The sequence below is a fragment of the Coleofasciculus chthonoplastes PCC 7420 genome, from assembly GCF_000155555.1.
In the GTDB taxonomy this organism is placed as follows: domain Bacteria; phylum Cyanobacteriota; class Cyanobacteriia; order Cyanobacteriales; family Coleofasciculaceae; genus Coleofasciculus; species Coleofasciculus chthonoplastes_A.
In genome coordinates this window covers 24,093-43,431 of the sequence record NZ_DS989870.1, presented here as the reverse complement: position 1 = coordinate 43,431, position 19,339 = coordinate 24,093, and the positions used below count along the sequence as shown (strand labels likewise).

Below are 19,339 nucleotides of genomic sequence, written 5' to 3'. Positions count from 1 at the left end.
CTAAAATAAACGAGTGGTTTCTATTGTCCAATGGCACAGAATGCAGCCCAATACGCAGGCTGAGAAAAGGGTCGTTCGTTCAATGATAACTTTAATTCGCGTTCTACTTCTTGCTGGCGTTCTGGGCTTAAATTGAGCGGTTTTAACCAGTCTCGCAATTGTTCCTTGGTTACATCGCGCAGCCAAGATTGGGCAGTTTTCAGGGCTTTGGCGACAGATATTGGTGTTGGCGATAGTTCAGAGGGGTTTTGACTCTGCCCCACCAGATTACGGTAAAATTTAATCATCAAAAATGCTGTTGCCACGTCGCAGACTGTCCATTGACTTCCAACAATGCTGGGACTTCCCGCCACCAGGAAACCACTGGGTAAGCTGATATATTCATCACTGAGGCTTTTTGGGTCAGTTAAACTGGTTTCGCAGGCGGAGAGGGTGACGAGACGACAGGGACGTAAATCGAGGGCGAAAATCTCTTCGAGGAGTAAGCATTTTTCTAGGTCAATCTGATGTTTGTCGGGTGATTGGATATAGCGACTTTCATCGGTTTCGAGTTTTTCGGATAGAGTCGCACCCGATAATACTAAGGCAGAACGCAGGGGTGATTCAAAGTTAAAATAACCGTGACCGGAAAAATGGATGAAATTCGCCAAGCGTAACTGGTTTTGAGTCGTGGCTTGAGTCCAGACATCTTTGGTGGCGCGTTGACTGGGTAGGATATCGGCGGGGTGGAAATATCTGCTAATCGCTTCTACTTCCACATCGGCGAAGTTTAAGTCTTCCGTCGGGTTTTGCATGGCAAATAGATGCTTCGATGCGGTTGTCTGGGAAAACTGGGGTTCATGACAGCGTTTTTGGCTAAGTTGGAGGAGTTGGCAACTGGGTGCATAGCGCACACCGTCAGGGAATTGATCTAGGAGAACGGCGGTAGTATTTCCTGTATCCTGTGGGTTGTCAACTGAAGAGGACAAAACAGGCAAAGCATGGAGGGGGAATAGGTGCAGGTAGCGATGGGGAATCAGAATTAGTTGCTGGCAGTCTTTGGGAAGGGGAGATTGAGTCAGAATGTGGTCGAGATGCAGAATCTGGGCGAGTGTTTTTAGGCGAGAGGAGAGATCATTGCACCATTGACGATTATCGTGTTGATAGTCGTTAAGATAGTCCTGCTGCCATTGGTTTAACTGGGTTAGGTCGTCGGGTTGAGATTTCCAGACGTAGGGTTCTTGGTTGTGGGTGATGACAAAGGTAAAGAATCGTTTTTCGGTAATATACCACTCAATGATTGCGGTTTTCTGGTCTAACAGGTGCATAATCTCCGCAAAACGGATGGGTTGAACCGCTTGGGTGAGGGCGTAGGCGGGATCAGCGTCCAGGATTTGATCGAGAATCTGATCGAATTTTGCTTGTAATTCCTCTAACTCTTGGCGCAATCGCTGGGCATAAATTTGATTGGGGTTACTATTTTCGCTGCCCTCAGTGGCGGACGTTTTTAAACCTCTCTCCAAACCTCTCTCCTGCGAGGAGAGAGGCTTTGAATTTTCCTGTGAAGAAAAAGCTTCCCCCATGGAACCAAAAGCGAAGCATCCTTTGGCTTCCCCCTTTTGAAGGGGGACGGAAGGGGAATCTATAAGGGAGACGGGAGGGGAATCTATAAGGGAGGCGGGAGGGGAATCTAAAGCAGGCTGGGGGGTTGGGTTGGCAGTCTCGTCAATGGCGTCTTCCTCCCAGAGTTCATCGCTGAATCTAAATTGTATGGGGTTGGCTTTCAATCCCGCCTCTTCCCCCAGATTATCCAGTTGTTTGTGTTTATCCGTAATTTGGGCTTTCAGGCTTTCGATTTGCTGGCGAATCTTTCGGTCAACTTGATCGCCTTTGGGGTGGAGGGTACTCTCCGCATCGGCAAAGAGTTGGACAAGGTTGCGGGCTTTGCTGCGCTCGACGTATTCTAGGGCTAATTTGGGTTGATGATTATTTAGGCAAGCTTGCACAATTTGGGTATAGACATCCATCGCCTCGGCTAAGATTTCTTGCCGTCGTTGGTTGGTACTTGCCCAACTACAGCTAATTTCTACCGCTTCAATCGCGGCGGCATAACCCTCAATCGCTTCTTGCCATTTCTGGGCATTAAAGGCAGTATTACCGAAATCTCGTCCAGCTTTCAGGCATTTAATGGGAAAAGCGGCGGGTTGGAAAATTTCTAGGGATGAGCGGAAATAGGTAATTGCGGCGTCAATTTGTCCCAAGTCGCTGTAGGCATTACCCAGATTGTGTTGAGTCAATGCCCAATCTTCCGGAAACGCCTCACGAGTCCAAACTTTCAATGCAGCTTGTAAACAGGGAATCGCTTGTTCACTCTGTCCAGCTTCTATGTAAAGACAACCCAAATTGATTTGGGTCAATGCCCACGTTTCTGGCAACGCCTCGCGGGTGTAAACTTCTAAGGCGTTTTGGTAAGCGGCGATCGCCTCAGCAAACTGCTTGGTTTCTGTATAGGCAACACCCAGATTCATTTGGGTATTTGCCCACTTTTGAGGAAACGCCTTGCGGGTGCAAATTTCTAAGGCTTTTTGGTAAGTTGCGATCGCCTCGGCAAACTGCTTGGTTTGTCGGTAGGCAACACCCAGATTCATTTGGGTCATTGCCCAATCTTCCGCAAACGCCTTGCGGGTGCGGACTTGCAATGCCGCTTCATAGTAGGATATCGCCACCTTGAGGTTTTCTGCGCGATCGCCCCGTATCCGATTCCAATAGCAATTACCCAGATTATTTTGGAGCGCCGCCCACTGCACTGGAAAGGCGTGGCGGGGAAAAAACTTAGTTAAGACTTGGCGACAGGCGATCGCAATCTCGATATGACTAGCTCTGTTTCCCCTAGGAAACTCGTCAATAAAGTCGCTAAAGTTCCAAAGCTTTTGTGCCAACTTTCGTCGCTGTCTTTTGTTCGCTCTCCTCAGCTTCAACTCAGCATCTTCGCGCACCAGTTGAGCAAAGTTATCCGTCAGCTTGTCAGGATTCTCCTCCAGCAGTTGATACACCTGCTCCCGGTTTCCCCCTTCAGATGCATCCCACAGCCTCTCGAAGAACTGACGCCCCGTTTTCCCCTTACTGGTTGATTGTCCAAAGCCTTTTGCCATGCCGTCGCCAAGTCCCCAGTTGATGCCATTTTCTTATGATGACGCATTAGCCGCGACTGGGGCAATTGTCTGAGTCAATCCTTACCGGGTAGAGAGGTTCCGCCTAGAGAATTGGTCTAAATTTTGACCCTTCGCGTCGCTCGATGGCATAGCGGATGACTGGGTAGGAGCGGGTTTCACGACTATCTTTGCCGTTGCACCCAGATTGGACTCAACCCACCCCGACGCCGATTTTGCTACACCCCCTATTTTAGATATGCGCCCGGTGGCAAAACTTAAATCTCAGGGATTGAGGGGACAACATAGTCGCTTATGGCACTAAAGTGCCTACTACGAACCTAGTTTCAGTCCGGGACATTTGATTAAACTAGGTCATCGTCTATAACAATATTTTTTGCCTGCATTCCTTCGGCAAAGGGTCAGCCGAAATCCTGTCGAAGGGTCGAGGTGTTCCCTATCCTCACCACAACACTTGTTCACGCAACCCCGATATAGTGAAACCCGTCCCTACATTTCTCAATTCTTAAAACGTTTCGCTCAAAGTTTGGCGATAATGAAAGAAAGCGTGTAAAGAACCACAGGACAACTTACAGTGGCTGGCTTTACGTTAATCACGCTGGAGTTTAAGCCGATGCAGCCTGTGACCGGGAAAGAGCGCTTTAGCTAAACCAAACCAAGAGGAGGATTGGCAATGGATATAAATAGACGTGAGGGGAGTTATTTGTTGTGGTTCGGCTTTCTGTTTGGATTTGCCGGATTGCACCGTTTCTACAATGGTAAGATTGGCACAGGTTTGTTGTGGTTTTGTACGGGGGGATTATTTGGCGTTGGTCAATTCGTTGACCTGTTTCTGATTCCCGGCATGGTAGAAGAACATTATCTCAAATATGGGAAGCGCGATCGCATCACTGGAGAAGCAACGGTTTCTGGTTCACCCACATTAGTCCAGCCTTATCATGCTCCTGCGACTTTAAACCAGGACTCCTTTGTTGTCCAATTAGTAAAAGCGGCTGAAGCTAGAGGCGGTAAATTGTCCGTGACTCAGGGGGTTGTCGATACGGGACGAGGGTTTGCGGAGATAGAAGCGACGTTGAACGATTTGGTCAAGTCCGGTTATGTGAATATTGACAATGACCCCGATACAGGCGTTGTCGTTTATGCGTTTCCAGAATTAGAGTTGAGTGCTAATCCTGAGTTAAAGCGATGGGTGTAGGGAGGTTGACCACTATCCTATTTTGAAATATCGCATTATCCTACTCATCAGCATTATCCTGATTGCTCCTTTGGGGTATGCAGTACGGTTTTACGCACCTGCACCGGAATGGCTGAATGACCGACTGGGTAGCTTTGCTTATGAGATTTTCTGGATTCTCTTGGTTGGGCTTTTCTTTCCCCAAGCGTCACCCCTGTGGACAGCAATAGGGGTTTGTATTGTTACTTGTCTGTTGGAGGTTCTGCAACTATGGCAACCTCCATTTTTGCAGGCAATCCGAGCCACGTTACTGGGTCGGGTTATCTTGGGGAATACCTTTACCTGGTCAGATTTTCCCGCTTATTTTATCGGAAGTTTTCTGGGTTGGGTCTGGATGCGATCGGCTTGGGTCTACTCACGTCAGTCACATCGCCACAGTAAATCATAACTCAATACGTCACCGCTTAAAGGTACAATCTGGCTGTATCGGACTTATATGCTGGGAGTGCTTTGTGTATTATCTTCACGAACCGCCTTATTTATTGTTAGTGATGGGTTTATTGGCTGGGATTACCTGTGGTGCGGCGTTTGAAGCCACACTGAAACAAAAGGTACAGGAATGGTCAAAAAACCGTTCCTCTCGCAGTCTGGCTCAAATGCAAGGATTGCCATTATTCATCCCATTTCTAGGAATTTCCGCCGGAATTTGCGTATTTTTGGCGGCTGGGCTAGAAATTTTTAGCTTTCCCACATTCCTGGCTTACACCATTTCCCTACCCCTAACTCTATTCATTGGTTGGTTAGTGTGGTATCAGTTGGGTAAACTTTTAGGACAGCTAGAACGAGGCGGCTCAAAAGCCATAGACCTCGACGCCTGGGAATAGTCCGGCTCTCGTTCCCAGACGCGCCATGGCGCGTTTCTACACCCCCACCATTGGTGTCAACTTAAGCTCTTGCCAGAACGCAATACCTTGAGTTTTCTTTAAGTTGACACCAATGCACGTCTGCACGGGCAAATTGAGTTCAAAATCGCCATTAAATCAAGGGCGGGTTTTGTTATGCAGTTATCGTTAAGCCACCCAATTTAGTCCCTAAACCCGCCCCTACAATAGATTGATATTTTTTACATTAGTGCCGTAGGGTGGGTTAGGCGGCATTTAATAGAAGCGAATAACCATTCAATTAAGTGTCCAACCTAACCCACCGATGTTCAGGTGGGAAAATTTTTAAAGTTTGTAGTTTGTCGTAAGGGATGCGAGCCTATCTTTACTTAAATTACAGAACCCTGGGACAAATTGAGTTCAAAAGCGCCATTAAATAAAGGGCGGGTTTTGTTGTTCAGTTATCGTTAAGCCACCCAATTTAGTCCCTAAACCCGCCCCCACACCCCCGAATCCGATTCAGATACAGTTGAGCCACTCTATCCCTAGGACTCAACCGTAAAACCTCTTCAAATCCTTGTGCGGCTTGCTCAACAGCCTGGAGATGATAGAACGATAACGCCTCAGTAAACAATTGCAATGTCGCCAACTTCCCAGCTTTTATCTCCGGAGAATCCGCATCAAAGACTTCATAAACTGTGACTAATTCCGCTTTTCCTTTAACCTGTACCTGACCAATTAAACGAATCGCATAGTCAGTCGGTTGCTGTAACCCTAAGAACGTATGATGGGAAATTAACAACGACACGCCATACTCCTTCGTCAATCCTTCCACACGAGACGCCAAATTCACCGCATCACTGATTACCGTCGTATCCATGCGATTGCATCCGCCAACTGTCCCCAACATCAAAGAACCCGTATTAATTCCTATGCCAATTCTCAGGGGACTATCACCCTGATTCCGGCGTTCTTGATTATACTCTCTCAGTCGATGCAACATGGCAATTCCGGCGTTCACCGCATCATTAACCTCACCGCCAAAGAGTGCCATAATCCCATCGCCAATATACTTATCGATAAACCCTTGATTATCCACAATCGTCGGTTCCATACATTGTAAATAAGAATTAATCAATTTGAAATTATCATCTGGTGTGATTGTTTCCGAGAGTTGGGTAAAATCCCGAATATCAGAAAATAACACCGACATTTCCTTCTGCACCTGATCCCCAACTTGTACCTCCACAATACTGTCCTTATCCAAAAACTGGAGAAATTGACGCGGCACAAACCGGGAAAATGCCAGATTCAGTTGAGAGAGTTTTTGGGTAAATCGTTCGTGTTCAGCCTCAGCATGGCGACGTTCTGTAATATCTTGAAAGGCGACAATCGCATAGATAACATTCCCCTGTTCATCAAAAATAGGTGTTCCCCACGCTTCGATGGGAACAATTCTATCGCCCTGGTGGATTTCAATATCATCCGCCGTCGCATATTCACCACGTAAGGCTTTTACCATGGGTAATTTATCATTAGGATAAAGCTGCTTTGTTCCAGCGACATAGTTTTGATAAATTTCAGCAATTTTATCATAGTTTAGATCGGGTAGAATTCCTTTGCCGAGTAACTCCTGCGCCCGTTGATTCAAGTAGTTACTTTTGCCCCGCTTATCGATAACCGCGACTCCCACAGGAACGGCTTCTAAAAGTTGACTTAATCGACTTTCATTGCTGCGAATTTCGGCGTAGAGTTTAGCATTATCAATTGAGATTGTGGCTTGAGAGGATAAGAGTTTCAGCAGTTCTAGTCGGTCTGAGGTAAAAGCCCCCGTGGTTAAATGATTTTCCAAATAAATCAGTCCCGATAGTTTGCCTTGATTCAGCAATGGACTACACAAAATAGACTTAGACTGATTTTGGATCACATAGACATCCTGAGTAAATTTACCCTGATTCATGGCATCATGTAAGACCACTGTTTCGTGGGTACGCGCCACATAATTAATAATACTTGTTGCCACAGCGGTACTACTTTCTACTGGAATCGACTGTAACACCTTAACCGTCTCCTGATTCACCGCCGCCTCCGCTTCAATCAGCAGTTTTCCCTGAGTAGACAAAATCAAATAGCCTTGAGTTGCACCTGCATTTTCAATCAGAATTTGCATGAACTTTGCCAGCAATTGATCCAAAAGGATTTCTCCTGATAACGCTTGGGAGGCTTTCAGAACACTGGTCAAATCTAAGCGAGATGAATCACTGCCATCAGAGGTTTGAATAAAGGGATTGACGCCGGAGGTGTCCCTGTCGGCTGAACGGAAATTTGCCCGCCGTTCAATTAACTGAGAATGGCGTTCTTCTAAGTCCCTAACTTTAGCGTTTGCCCCCCAGCGACTATAGCAATAATGCGCTTTAGTCATATACGTTTGAGCAATTTCTACTCGATTGAGACTGAGATAAAATTCGGCGGCGCGTTCATAGGCTAAGGCTTCTTCTTGGATATATCCATGTTCTCTTGCGCCCTGAATCGCGTGATCGTAATCGTCCATTGCTTTGAGGGAGTCTCCTAAAATTCGCGCTTTCTCGGCTGCCACTAAATCATACTTATGCTGATAGTTCATCGGGGCATAATTCGCCCAATGTTGCATTTTTTCTTGATTAGCAATGACTTGATTTAAATACTGTTCTTGTGCAGAGGGTTCTACAGTGGGATACTGCGCCAAGAGGATGAGTGAATTGTAGAACAGATGAATCGCATAAACGATTAATCCCTGTGCTGATCCGGCAAATGCCTCAGTCTGATGCGTTGCGGAAATCGCTAAATTAAACTCTTTAAATAAATAACTGAGGATTTCTTTGGCTAAATAGGCAAAAAAGAGTAAGGTATGATTATTGGTTTGGTGTAAGTAGGGCAGAGTTTCCTGTTCATCAAAGCTATCCCCCCGCAATTGCACCACTGACTCGACTTCTCCAATTAAGTTCAAGCAGAGTTGTCGCCAGAGTTGGGTTAAATAGAGGGAAAATGTATGGTTAATTTTAGAGAGTGATTTAATATAGTGTTTATGTTTTTTCTCGACAACATCCAAGGGAGTACCAATAAAAAACGAATAGGTACAATCATTGGTCATGCAATAACCCGCATATTCTAAATCCCCCGTTTCCAATCCCGATTGAATTGCCGATCGCAAGGGAATTAAGGTATCCTTAGCATGGGCTTTCCAGTGGTGGATATAGACGTTAAACAGGTGCAGCACTTTGCACTTAAGCGCCTTTGCCTCTAATTGATCTAAAAGTCTCAGCGCTAATTCTCCGGCGTAATAGCCTTCCTCTATTTTCCCCAAGATTCCACACAGAAGTAATCCATACACTGAATAGGCGTAAGTAGACTCTGGCAAAAGTCCATAGGTTTGACAAAGATTGACCATGGTTAAGATTACCTGGAACAAGAGTTCCGGCTTGGCTAAATAGGTAGCCGATGCCACGGTTACCAGTATTCTCATTGCCGCTTTTTTCTGCGGATCAGTCATTTTTGGAAAGTCGTCTAAGTCGGTGAGCGCGGGTAATTCAACTTGTCCATCTTCTCCGTTAGACTCGACTAAAAAGACATCCAGCATTTCCAGTGTTTCTAAGCCAATATCAATCGCCTGAATTAGCTGATTTTGGGCGATACTACTCTGCATCATTAGTTCATAAACTTTGACGCGATCGCCCAATGCATTGGCTTGGTCTAAAATAACTGTTCCCAACTGCTTTGCCTCGGCAAAATTTCCTCGCAAATAGGCGGCTTCGGCAGCTTCATAATAGAGTTTAACTGTCAAATTATACTGAATCTGCCAGCTATCCGTGGCTAACAAATTTAGTCCTGTATTTAAATAATTAACCGCAGATTCATAAGCAGTGGCAGCTTTGGCTTTTTGTGCAGCTAAGAGATTCAATTGAGCCAGTTCATCTCTCTCAGACTGATCCGTAATTAACGGGATACCCACATTTAACTGATTAACAATATCAAAGAGTTTCTCGTCCTGCTTTTCTGGTGGAGTTGTTTTCAGCATAAACTGACCAATCCGCAGGTGAATAGCAGGTTGATCAGGTTCAGAAATTAACGAATAGGCAGCTTGTTGAATTCGGTCATGGATAAATCGGTATGAAGGATTAATCGTAACATTAAGGGGTGACGTTAGGGAAGGGGAATTGTCATTCGGATCATTGTCATTGAAATAGCTAGACGTGGTAAGTACGGCGGATTGAATAAATTTGTAATCTTCACCCAGAGGAATAATTAGTCCTGCTTGAACCGCTTCCCATAAGTCAATGGCAGTTTCTAATCGTGATTGATCATAAATAGCGGCTAACGTGGTTAAATCAAAGACATTACCAATCCCAGCCGCAAGCTGTAAACTTTTTTGAGTATTTTCCGATAACGTTTGCAGTTTTTGGGCAATAAATTCCACAACATTATCGGATACCGTTTGCGCTGCAATATCTTGAATATCCCACTCCCACGAACCCGAATCAAAATCAAACTTAAGTAACCCTTGGTTATAAATAGAGGTTAAGAACTGGCTAGCAAAAAAAGGATTTCCTTGAGTTTTGTCCCAAACCAATTCTGCCAGAGATTTTACCTCCTCTAAAGAACAATCTAGTGCATCGGCAATTAGCTGATTCAGGTGGATTAACTCTAAAGGGCTGAGATGAATTTGATTAACTGCCCCACCCAGATTAGGACTCTTATCCAGCAACCTATTTAAAGGATGAAGCGGGTTAATTTCGTTATCCCGATACGCGGCAATAATTAAAAGATAACGACTATCGACATCAGTCAGTAACCGTTCCAACAAATCCAGAGACGCCGAATCTGCCCATTGCAAATCATCCAGAAAAATAACCAGAGGATGTTCTGCTTGAGCAAACACCTGGATAAACTGAGCAAACAATCGATTAAAGCGATTTTGCGCTTCTGTCGCCGGAAGTTCGGGTACAGGAGGCTGTTGACCGATAATCAGTTCAAGTTTAGGAATAACGTCAATAATAACTTGACCATTAACACCAAATGCCTCTAACAGTTGAGAACGCCAATCGGCAATTATGGCTTCACTTTCGGTTAAAATTTGTCCGATTAAGTCAGAGAAAGCTTGCACTAAAGACGCGAATGGACGATTCTGTTTAAATTGGTCAAATTTACCAACTATAAAATATCCCCGTTCTTGCACAATTGGTTGATGAAGTTCCTGAACTAATACCGATTTACCAATCCCGGCGCAACCCGATACGAGCATTAATTCTTTGCTCCCATTAGCCACACGGTTAAAAGCGGCGAATAAGATTGCTAATTCAGCGTCTCGACCATAATTTATTTGAGGAAATTGGAACTTTTCAGCGACATCATTTTCGCCAACTGGAAAGGGTTCGATAAAACCATTTGCCTCTAATTGCATCAAACAAATCACTAAATCCGCTTGAAGTCCCAAGGCACTTTTATAGCGTTCGTCTGCTGTTTTCGCGAGGAGTTTAAGCACAATGTCTGAAACCGCCTGGGGTATCTCCCCCACTCCCTTACCTTCCTGCATCTGTTCACTCCCGTCTAAAAGATGGGGAGGTGTGGGATATTTTGCCAGATGGCAATGCACTAACTCCATCGCATCTTGAGCCTCAAAGGGGAGGTTTCCGGTCAACAATTCATAAAAGGTGACACCCAGAGAGTAAAAATCTGTGCGATAATCCACATATCGGTTCATTCTGCCCGTTTGTTCCGGGGAGATATAGGCTAAAGTCCCTTCGATAACATTGGGGTTTTGTAGAGTCGGATTTTCCCGACTCAAAACACTGGCAATGCCAAAATCAATCAGTTTAATTTGTCCGGTTTGGGGATTGTAAACAATATTACTGGGGTTAATATCTTTATGGATAATATTAGCGGCGTGGATTTGATTTAAACTATCGGTTATTTTAATGCTGATGTCGAGAAACTCAGCTAGAGTCAGTTGATGGTGATTAAGCAATAGCTGTAAAGAATCACCACCGAAATCCTCGAATATAATGACTACGTTGTTTTGATACTGTTCTAAGCGATAGGCTTTGACGACGCCTGCCAAATTGAGACGGCGAGTGAGTTGATATTCCTGTTTATATTGGCGAATCTCTTCCGGTGTAGGGTAATGAGTATTCAGGCGTTTAAGGATAACCGCTTGCTGATCCGCTTGGCGAATTCCTCGATAGACAATCGATTGAGTGCTTTCATGAATTTGGCATAAAATCTGATAACCGGGAATGTTAAACATAGATGTGATTTAAGGAAACAGGGAATGGGCAATGGGCAATGGGCAATAGGCAATGGGCAATGGGCAATGGGCAATAGGCAATGGGCAATGGGCAATGGGCAATAGGCAATGGGCAATGGGCAATGGGCAATAGGCAATAGGCAATGGGGAAGCACAATCAGGTATATAAACTGTTAAAACCAATAATTTTATAGGGATGAAAAATCCTCGATACTGATTTTTCATCCATTTGCCTTGAAACCCTCTGCCTTCTAAGCTGTCATGCATTTAAATTGGGTATTAGTAGCGAGCAAGATGCAAAGCCTGCGGCATGGCTTCGCTTAACGCACTACAAGGATTGCGCCATTATTGATATTAAGGTTTAAATGCCGAACAGCTTACCTATTCAAACAGCGTAACTGATAAATTCGAGCCACGCTATCTTCAGGGTTTTGGCGCAAACACTGTTCAAACAGACTGGCGGCTACGTCAAGCTTACCCAGATTATAAAATAACAGGGCTTGTTCAAAGGTTGTTTTTGTGACTAACTTAGCCTGTTGCATTTCCGATTCATCTGCATCAAAGACTTCATAAACACTCACCGCCTCAGATTTCCCCTTAACCTTAACTCTATCAATCACGCGAAAACTATAGTCATTGGCATTATTGAGCTGGCAAAACGTGTAGTGAGAAATTAACAACGGTACGCCATACTCTTTGGTTAATCCTTCCATCCGATACGCTAAATTAACAGCATCACTAATCACCGTACTATCCATACGCGATGCACCGCCTACTGTACCCAACATCAATGAGCCGGTATTAATCCCAATGCCAATGCGAATCGGCACATAGCCAGTTTTGGTACGATGACTATTATACTCAGCCAGCCGATGCAACATGGTAATTCCCGCCTTGAGAGCATCATCGGCACTACCGCTAAAGAGTGCCATAATCGCATCGCCAATATATTTATCAATAAACCCTTGGTTATCAATAATGGCTGATTCCATGCGACTAAAATAGGAATTAATAAATTTAAAATTATCGTCCGGGTTCATTTTTTCTGAAAGGCTGGTAAAGTCGCGAATATCCGAAAATAGCACTGACATTTCTTTCTGGACTTGATCACCCAGTTGCACATCGACAATACTATCTTTCTCCAACAATTGAAGGAATTGGCGGGGTACAAAGCGGGATAGGGCTTGATTGAGGGCAAAAAGATCCGTGGTAAACTGAAGGCGTTCTGCTTCGGCTTTTTTGCGTTCGGTGATGTCTTGAAACGCCGCGATCGCAAAAATAATAGTTCCGTCTTGATCAAATATCGGTGTTCCCCAAACCTCTAGGGGAATCACCTGATCCCCGTGGCGGATTTCTAGGTCATCAGCCGTGGCAGTTTCACCCTGAAGCGCTTGCACAATCGGTAACTGATCAAAGGGATAAAGTTGGTTGGTTCCGCTGCGATAAATATGATAAAGTTTAGCTAATTTTTCCGCATTGACTCCCAGAGGGATGCTATGTCGGGTTAACTGTTTTCCCTTACGATTAATATAGTAAAGACAGCCTTGATGATCCAATACCGCTACACCCACGGGCATCGCTTCCAGAAATTGCAACAGTCGTTTTTCACTATCGAGTACGGCTTGAATTGCCTGATTATGCAACTGGGCGGTAACGGTATCTGAATGTTCCGTTGTCGTCTCCAGCAGAATTTCTAAATCCGCATTTTCCTGCTTCAGGGCGGCAATTTCCTGGCGCAGACTGGCATTCTCCCACATAAGCTGCTCTATGGAGGGGTGGTTAGGTTGCATAGGTGCGATCGGCTTTTTCTGGACGAGGTATAGTTTTCATATCAATCTGTTCAGCCTTATTTCGGAAAAAATGTCTTTGTTAGGGAACAGGGAACAGGGAACAGCAGTAACATCTTTCTGATGAGGGAAGTCAAAATGCATCGGGCGTATCACGCTTAATGACAGGTAACTATGGGAGGATGAGGTGCGCCAACTTTTAATTCAAGTACCACGAGGACAAGGGGATAAGGTTCTCGATATGGCTAAAGCTCATCAGGGAACGAATCTGGCGCGGTTTGAGGCGTCTGATACTGAGGGAAAGCTAGATTTTGTGATTACTTACTGGACTTTGGACAAAAGAAAACGGGTTCGCCCACAATGTTGACGAACCTATGGATAGAAAATCATGAAAATTAACTAAATTAAGACGCCCGTGGCGAGTTTTTTCCTCTTGTTTTGTCTTTTTTGAGGACAGGATGCCGCTGGCGAGGAGGTAGAGAAGTACCTGGAAAACGGCCAGGGGAATAACCTCGGGTTTGGGGAGTTTTAGCGGGCGTACCAACCACCGAAATTATTCGGATAAAGTCTCTTTGTACAGCAGTTGGTGTTATACTAGAGTGAGATGTTTGTGGCAGATAACGCTCCCAGGGACGTGGTAAGTGTTGTGCCAAGTCTTTGGTTAGCCATAATTGAATGTAAGCCAATAGGGTTAGTTGAATCCAGTTTTCTTCATGGCCAACTTCAGGAGTTTGAAAAGCCGCCATTAACAAACGCTGTTTACCAAAACGAAAAAAATGCTCCAAGTCAAAACGTTGGCGATAGGCATGATAAATATCTAAACAACTAAGTTCGCTTCGACGTTGACCAATGGCGATCAACCACATGGGACTCCAGAGGGATTTTCCTTGTTGATCACTCACCTGAATTTTTAGCAAGGTAAAAGGGTATTGATGGAGGGGAAATTCTTTCGTCCCTCGCATCAACATCTGCTGCCAACAGGAAATATTTATATTTAAGACTCGACCCGATCTAGCTGTCAACTGAGTTGTGCTGGTTTGGTCAGGAGAATGCCAAGTTGATTCATCCTTGAGGTCAAATTTGTTGCCATACCATTGAGGATGCCCACGTCGTTTGGTCTTAACACGACAATCACCTGGATGGCGATAAAAGACACGATTTCTCCTAACTCGGGTGATAATAACAACATTATCATCTGAGAGATTTTGTTTCAAAAAGCTAGAACTACTGTAATCGCTATCAGCAACCAGGACAGATAAGGAGTTTTGAGGTAAGTCCAGATGAGAAAGAGCTTCTTGAAACTGAAGCGTTCCAGCTTCTGTTGATTTTTGCTCCGGTAAAACCCTTTGCGCTGATAGAGGAAGACACCAAGGCGCATTGTCAAAATCTGTACGTTCAGGTAATAGGGATAAAATTGAGTAGGAATAACCAATATTTATGGGTTTATTTCCCTTAATTGTGTTAGGCTGATGGATGAAACCGCGTTCAGCCATAGTGACGGCATGAGGTCGTGCTCTTGGAGTAACATCTAAACCAAATAAGTAAAAAGCTCGTTCTACGGGAGTGGGAATGATTGAGGCAATGAGCGGCAAAAGGGACTGTTGTGTTTTTATGGTTTCAGTCGTTGTGTTAAGGTGAGAGTCTTTTCTCTCACCTAGGTTGAACTTAAACTGTTGAATCGCTTTATAAAAGGTACTATAGTTTCTTTTGAATAAGGGATTTAGTGTCACCTGGACAGGTGAGCGAGCTGTTTGATTAGAGGACAGGGCATCAATTAAATCCATAACGGCATCGCGTCTATGGGGAATAATTGTATACAGTTTTTGTCGAAACTGCTGAAATTGTTCAATAATTTTGTTACAGTCACAGTGGGGCATTGGCTTTCAGGAAACTAATGTCAGGTTGGTATTGACATTATCTGATAGTATTGCCCCGCTTTTGCCATTCTCTTATTATAAAAATAATAATCATTCTCATGAACGGGAGTGGAGCAACGTTCACCTTCCCCTTTAACGGCGATTTTGACGCACACTACTTATGTACGATTTTTGAGGGGGTGAGCGCTCAAACCACTACGGAATAAGGCTTGACGCTGGGGTATAGGGGATTGCGGCTTAATAAAGTACCAACCCAGCTTGGCTGTATTCATGAGTTCAGGTTTCCTCACTGGTACTGTATTTTTACGCAGTTCCCATCGTTCATCTGCACGGGGGGAACTTCCGATTAACCTGGATTGAGTATCACAATCGGTGGCTTAGAGTAAGCTACTTTAAGTTCTTTTACTTCTTTGTTTGTCCAAAGTCCAGTTACTTATGTTCCCAATCGTCAGGTTGAGCAGTTGCTAGAAGCCTTAGATACTCTGCCTGACTTATATGTGACATTAGTGCCTCGAGGGATGATGCCCCTCAAACCGCCCCCGTCAGAAGCCCCGCAACAAGTGAAAGAGGTGCAGCTACGCAGCCCCCTGGAGATATTCTTAGCGGGGTTGCAGAGTGTTGGTTCTTGGAAGGGATTTTTGGGGTATGCGGCTTGTGCAGGTGTGGTGGTTTGGATTGGGTTGTTTACCAATACCATTTATCTACTCACCGCCGCGATGCTGATTGCACCCTTTGCAGGACCAGCGATGAATACCGCGATCGCAACGGCACGAGGCGATTTATACTTACTCAAGCGTAGTATGATCCGCTATGGTGCAGGGATTGCGGTGACGGTGGTTGTGGCGGGGATTTTGAGTGTGATTATGCAACAGCAAGCACCCACCAGTCTGATGATGGCGAGTTTTAAGGTATCATCGGTTACGATTCTCCTCCCCTTAATTGCCGGAACCGCAGGGGCGTTGAATCTCATCCAATCTGAACGCAGTAGTCTAGTTTCCGGAGCCGCCGTGGGCGTGTTAGTCGCCGCCTCCTTAGCGCCAGCCGCCGGATTAGTGGGAATGGCAGCCGCGATCGCACGGTGGGATATGGTAGTTAATAGTCTGTTCCTGCTTGTGCTTCAGTTAGCCGGGATTAATTTTTCTGGCGCGATTGTCTTCCGTCTGGTGGGGCTTTCCGCCACGGGCGCTCGCTATAACCGGGGAAAGCGGTGGTTGTTTCCTGTGGGGTTGGGAATTGGGGCGGTTATCATGGCAGGGTTGTTAATCGCGCAACTTTGGCAGGAACCCACTTTACAGCGTACCTCACTCGAACAGCGTACCTCAACAGAGATTCAACAGGTGGTGGAGGAGAGTGATTTTGCAAAACTGGTGCAGTCGAATGTGCAGTTTACGCGGACGAAAATCGAGGGGCAAAATACACTACTGACGGTAGTTTATGTCCAGCGTAACCCGGAGGTAACGGCTTCTACGGAAACGATTCAGACACAGTTAACCGAAGCAATTCAAAGCCATTTATTAGAACAGGATTTTAATGTTACTCCCTTAGTTCAGGTGACTGTGTTGGAATTGCCAGATGTTTCAAGAAAATAGGGGAATGGGTGTACAACGATTATTCGCGATCGCAGACACTTCAGTGTTGAACGTATCATTAACTACGCTGCTAGCCTTAATCTTCGCCATACTCTTGGCGCTTGTCCATCTATTTGGTGGACAAATGCGCTTTCTCGATGTAATTCCTCGCAGTCAGTGGCTATCATTCGCCGGGGGAGCATCGGTGGCGTATGTTTTTGTGCATTTATTGCCAGAACTCAATCAGGGACAACGAACCATTGAACAGACAGAAGGATTCGCGATCGCGTTTTTGGAAAGCCATGTTTATTTAGTCGCGCTTCTGGGATTAACGGTATTCTATGGGTTAGAACATCTGGTTAAAGTATATCGACAAAATCAGCACAAACTTAGCGGTATACTCTCTCAAGGAATCTTTTGGTTACATATTGGCTCGTTTTCCCTTTATAACCTGTTAATTGGTTATCTACTCATTCATCGCGAGGAACCGGGAGTAGAGAGTCTCTTATTCTTTTTTATCGCCATGGTGTTGCACTTTTTTGTCAATGACTATGGATTGCGGGAGCATCACCAAGACGCCTATCACCGGATCGGGCGTTGGGTTTTAGCGGGCGCAATTTTGTGCGGTTGGGCGATTGGACAAGCTACGGAAATATCTGAAGCCGCCCTAGCGGTACTGTTTGCCTTTCTAGGTGGAGGAATTATCCTGAATGTGATTAAAGAAGAACTACCCGAAGAACGGCAAAGTCGATTTTGGGCATTTGCTTTGGGTGCAACTGCTTATGCGGGTTTACTCATTTTGGGTTAAATTTTTGGGCGATTCAGGACAAGAGAGTCCCATCTTAACGTATCGATGGCGAATCAAGCACTGTCTTCGGATTTTCCATATTTGGCGTAGACCTGTTGAGGGGTGGCTGGCATTACGTTATAGTATTCTTCGCTACCGTTGCTCTTGCCAATCGGAGCTTGGTATCCACAGACAAACTCGGCTGTGCCGTCACTGAAGATATAAGCCCCACTGTAGTACCCCTCTTCGTCAGGACTTCCAAAGGTTTCTTTTATAATTTTGGTTTTGTTGTTCATTTTTTTGCTCATCGAAAATCTCCTTCTCAGTAGTCGGACACAATTAAATACTCCTCCTTATCATAAAGCCTTTTCTGATATTTAATATTAAGTTTAATGTCAAAGAAAACGGAACTCAGCAATCCTTGTCCTTTAAGTAATCTGATTAAAGTAATAATCTAGCTTATTGGCTAAGTCTTTGAACCCGTTTTAACGGGTTTTAGCTTTTAGCCAGAACTTTAGTTCTAGGCTTAATTAATAGGCTTAATTAAGATTCAATCTCCAGGAAATCAGTTATTTCTCTCACCAGCCACTTTTGCTCTGATCGGCTTAAAGCTATACCTAACCAATGCTTACGCCGATGCGACTGTAGCAAACACACGGTTATCGTTTTTCTAAGTAACGGTAACTTTATTTTGTCCAGGTTTATCGGATTTATATCCGCCAATTGCCCCCGATCATTCCAGTAACATAAACCCAAAACCCACCGTTTTATCTGGAAGCCCTTTGGACTAATTTCGATCCAAGTGCGAGACGTGGCACGAATTAGGAAACTCCCGATACTAAACAGTCCCATTATAACATAGATACTCATAAATAAAAGACCAATAACGAGGAAGCCAATACATCCATTTAATACCCAGTTGTAGAGGGTTGTTGCAAATATAATATCTGGATGATGATTTAATCGAATCGTTTCAGCAATGTTACCAGAAAATGATGGTATAGCGATAACTTGAACCAGAAGCAAACCGATCAAATCCCACAACAGTAACGGTAAAATGGGTTTGATTATACGAGTCATTCCCCTTAATAAACGGAAGCGATCGCGCTGTCGCCCTATCGGTTTAAGTTCTAGAATTAATTTGTTCGGCGTCTTGATCAAGGCAATCCGCTTTTGCGGCGATTGGTAAAAAAGTTGTCCTATATTTTGCCTCAGTTTCTGTTTCCCTTGCAAGACAGATAAGGCATCTTTCGCATTAGCAAAACGATACGCGATCGCAGGGTCTAGGATTCGCTCTAACCAATCGGCAAAATCGGGCGAAATTTGCACATAAGGACGAAACTGAATTTTGAGCTGATGCTGAGGGAAATCAGCTGGAGATTTTCCGGTTAATAAAAATAGCAATGTTGCACCTAATCCATATAAATCAGTGGATAATACCGCTTGACCTCGATATTGTTCGGGAGCCATATACCCGAATGTTCCCACTATGGTACTACCACCCGTTACGGTATGATAATAGGTGTCAGCAACAGCACCAAAATCAACCAGAAATACTTCTCCATTTTTGCTGAGAATAATATTTTGGGGCTTAATATCGCGATGAATAATCGCTGGCGTAAATTGTTGTAAGTAAACCAGTATAGTTAAGACTTCGATGGCTAAACGTTTAACGGTAGCTTCCTTGGGTTTCCAGCCCATTTCCACTAATTCAGCTAACGACTTTCCTGGCGCAATTTGCTGTACCAGATAAAAATCATGGGTTTCTGGTGTATCCACCTGAAAATAGGCTAAATACTTGGGAATCGCGGGATGATTGAGTTGAGCTAGAGTTCA

Annotated in this window: 13 protein-coding genes; 6 read left to right on the top strand and 7 right to left on the bottom strand. The window is 44.6% G+C overall.

Going from position 1 to position 19,339, the window contains the following annotated elements:
- Window positions 1-20: 20 nt before the first annotated feature.
- On the bottom strand, window positions 21-3,131 hold the full coding sequence (locus MC7420_RS35860) for a CHAT domain-containing protein (RefSeq protein ID WP_006105441.1): 3,111 nt from the start codon (window positions 3,129-3,131) through the stop codon (window positions 21-23).
- A gap of 691 nt (window positions 3,132-3,822) precedes the next feature.
- Between MC7420_RS35860 and MC7420_RS29945 the strand changes: the two genes are divergently transcribed.
- The 3 genes from MC7420_RS29945 to MC7420_RS29935 all read left to right on the top strand — a co-directional run bounded on the left by MC7420_RS29945 (window position 3,823) and on the right by MC7420_RS29935 (window position 5,207).
- A complete protein-coding gene (locus tag MC7420_RS29945) occupies window positions 3,823-4,344 on the top strand; it encodes a TM2 domain-containing protein (RefSeq protein ID WP_044210592.1) in 522 nt (173 codons plus the stop codon).
- A gap of 22 nt (window positions 4,345-4,366) precedes the next feature.
- A complete protein-coding gene (locus MC7420_RS29940) occupies window positions 4,367-4,771 on the top strand; it encodes a ribosomal maturation YjgA family protein (protein ID WP_006105376.1) in 405 nt (134 codons plus the stop codon).
- A gap of 64 nt (window positions 4,772-4,835) precedes the next feature.
- Window positions 4,836-5,207 (top strand): hypothetical protein, encoded by a 372-nt coding sequence (locus MC7420_RS29935; protein ID WP_071777275.1) that lies wholly within the window; start codon window positions 4,836-4,838, stop codon window positions 5,205-5,207.
- Between the two features lie 478 nt (window positions 5,208-5,685).
- Here the strand turns inward: MC7420_RS29935 and MC7420_RS29930 are convergent, their stop codons facing one another.
- The 3 genes from MC7420_RS29930 to MC7420_RS29925 form a co-directional block, all read right to left on the bottom strand.
- Window positions 5,686-11,484, bottom strand: a complete 5,799-nt coding sequence (locus MC7420_RS29930) for an AAA family ATPase (protein ID WP_006105377.1) — start codon at window positions 11,482-11,484, stop codon at window positions 5,686-5,688.
- Between the two features lie 9 nt (window positions 11,485-11,493).
- Window positions 11,494-11,751 (bottom strand): hypothetical protein, encoded by a 258-nt coding sequence (locus MC7420_RS40695; RefSeq protein ID WP_157453389.1) that lies wholly within the window; start codon window positions 11,749-11,751, stop codon window positions 11,494-11,496.
- 110 nt (window positions 11,752-11,861) lie between these two features.
- Entirely contained in the window at window positions 11,862-13,274 is a 1,413-nt protein-coding gene (locus tag MC7420_RS29925) for an adenylate/guanylate cyclase domain-containing protein (RefSeq protein ID WP_044210590.1), read from the bottom strand.
- A 184-nt stretch (window positions 13,275-13,458) separates the two neighbouring features.
- Here MC7420_RS29925 and MC7420_RS29920 point away from each other — a divergent pair, with 184 nt between their 5' ends.
- Complete coding sequence (locus tag MC7420_RS29920; protein ID WP_006105448.1) at window positions 13,459-13,638, top strand: hypothetical protein; 180 nt, start codon at window positions 13,459-13,461, stop codon at window positions 13,636-13,638.
- Between the two features lie 37 nt (window positions 13,639-13,675).
- On the opposite strand, the gene MC7420_RS29915 is transcribed toward MC7420_RS29920, so the two are convergent.
- Window positions 13,676-15,148 carry an NF041680 family putative transposase gene (locus tag MC7420_RS29915; protein ID WP_006105389.1) on the bottom strand — a complete coding sequence of 491 codons (1,473 nt, stop codon included), beginning with the start codon at window positions 15,146-15,148 and terminating at the stop codon, window positions 13,676-13,678.
- Between the two features lie 410 nt (window positions 15,149-15,558).
- Between MC7420_RS29915 and MC7420_RS29910 the strand changes: the two genes are divergently transcribed.
- Both MC7420_RS29910 and MC7420_RS29905 read left to right on the top strand, forming a co-directional pair.
- Window positions 15,559-16,737 (top strand): DUF389 domain-containing protein, encoded by a 1,179-nt coding sequence (locus tag MC7420_RS29910; protein WP_006105406.1) that lies wholly within the window; start codon window positions 15,559-15,561, stop codon window positions 16,735-16,737.
- Window positions 16,721-17,524 carry a hypothetical protein gene (locus MC7420_RS29905; RefSeq protein ID WP_006105454.1) on the top strand — a complete coding sequence of 268 codons (804 nt, stop codon included), beginning with the start codon at window positions 16,721-16,723 and terminating at the stop codon, window positions 17,522-17,524. The genes MC7420_RS29910 and MC7420_RS29905 overlap by 17 nt, the downstream gene beginning before the upstream one ends.
- Before the next feature lie 53 nt (window positions 17,525-17,577).
- On the opposite strand, the gene MC7420_RS29900 is transcribed toward MC7420_RS29905, so the two are convergent.
- Together MC7420_RS29900 and MC7420_RS29895 are read right to left on the bottom strand one after the other, a co-directional pair.
- Window positions 17,578-17,799, bottom strand: a complete 222-nt coding sequence (locus MC7420_RS29900; RefSeq protein WP_157453388.1) for a hypothetical protein — start codon at window positions 17,797-17,799, stop codon at window positions 17,578-17,580.
- Window positions 17,800-18,046: 247 nt separating this feature from the next.
- Window positions 18,047-19,282 (bottom strand): serine/threonine protein kinase, encoded by a 1,236-nt coding sequence (locus MC7420_RS29895; RefSeq protein WP_006105446.1) that lies wholly within the window; start codon window positions 19,280-19,282, stop codon window positions 18,047-18,049.
- Window positions 19,283-19,339 lie beyond the last annotated feature (57 nt).

Bases quoted from the DNA above. Each gene is read 5' to 3' on its own strand.
- MC7420_RS35860 (WP_006105441.1), bottom strand. From the start codon at position 3,131: ATGGCAAAAGGCTTTGGACAATCAACCAGTAAGGGGAAAACGGGGCGT.
- MC7420_RS29945 (WP_044210592.1), top strand. From the start codon at position 3,823: ATGGATATAAATAGACGTGAGGGGAGTTATTTGTTGTGGTTCGGCTTT.
- MC7420_RS29930 (WP_006105377.1), bottom strand. From the start codon at position 11,484: ATGTTTAACATTCCCGGTTATCAGATTTTATGCCAAATTCATGAAAGC.
- MC7420_RS40695 (WP_157453389.1), bottom strand. From the start codon at position 11,751: ATGCATGACAGCTTAGAAGGCAGAGGGTTTCAAGGCAAATGGATGAAA.
- MC7420_RS29925 (WP_044210590.1), bottom strand. From the start codon at position 13,274: ATGCAACCTAACCACCCCTCCATAGAGCAGCTTATGTGGGAGAATGCC.
- MC7420_RS29915 (WP_006105389.1), bottom strand. From the start codon at position 15,148: ATGCCCCACTGTGACTGTAACAAAATTATTGAACAATTTCAGCAGTTT.
- MC7420_RS29905 (WP_006105454.1), top strand. From the start codon at position 16,721: ATGTTTCAAGAAAATAGGGGAATGGGTGTACAACGATTATTCGCGATC.
- MC7420_RS29900 (WP_157453388.1), bottom strand. From the start codon at position 17,799: ATGAACAACAAAACCAAAATTATAAAAGAAACCTTTGGAAGTCCTGAC.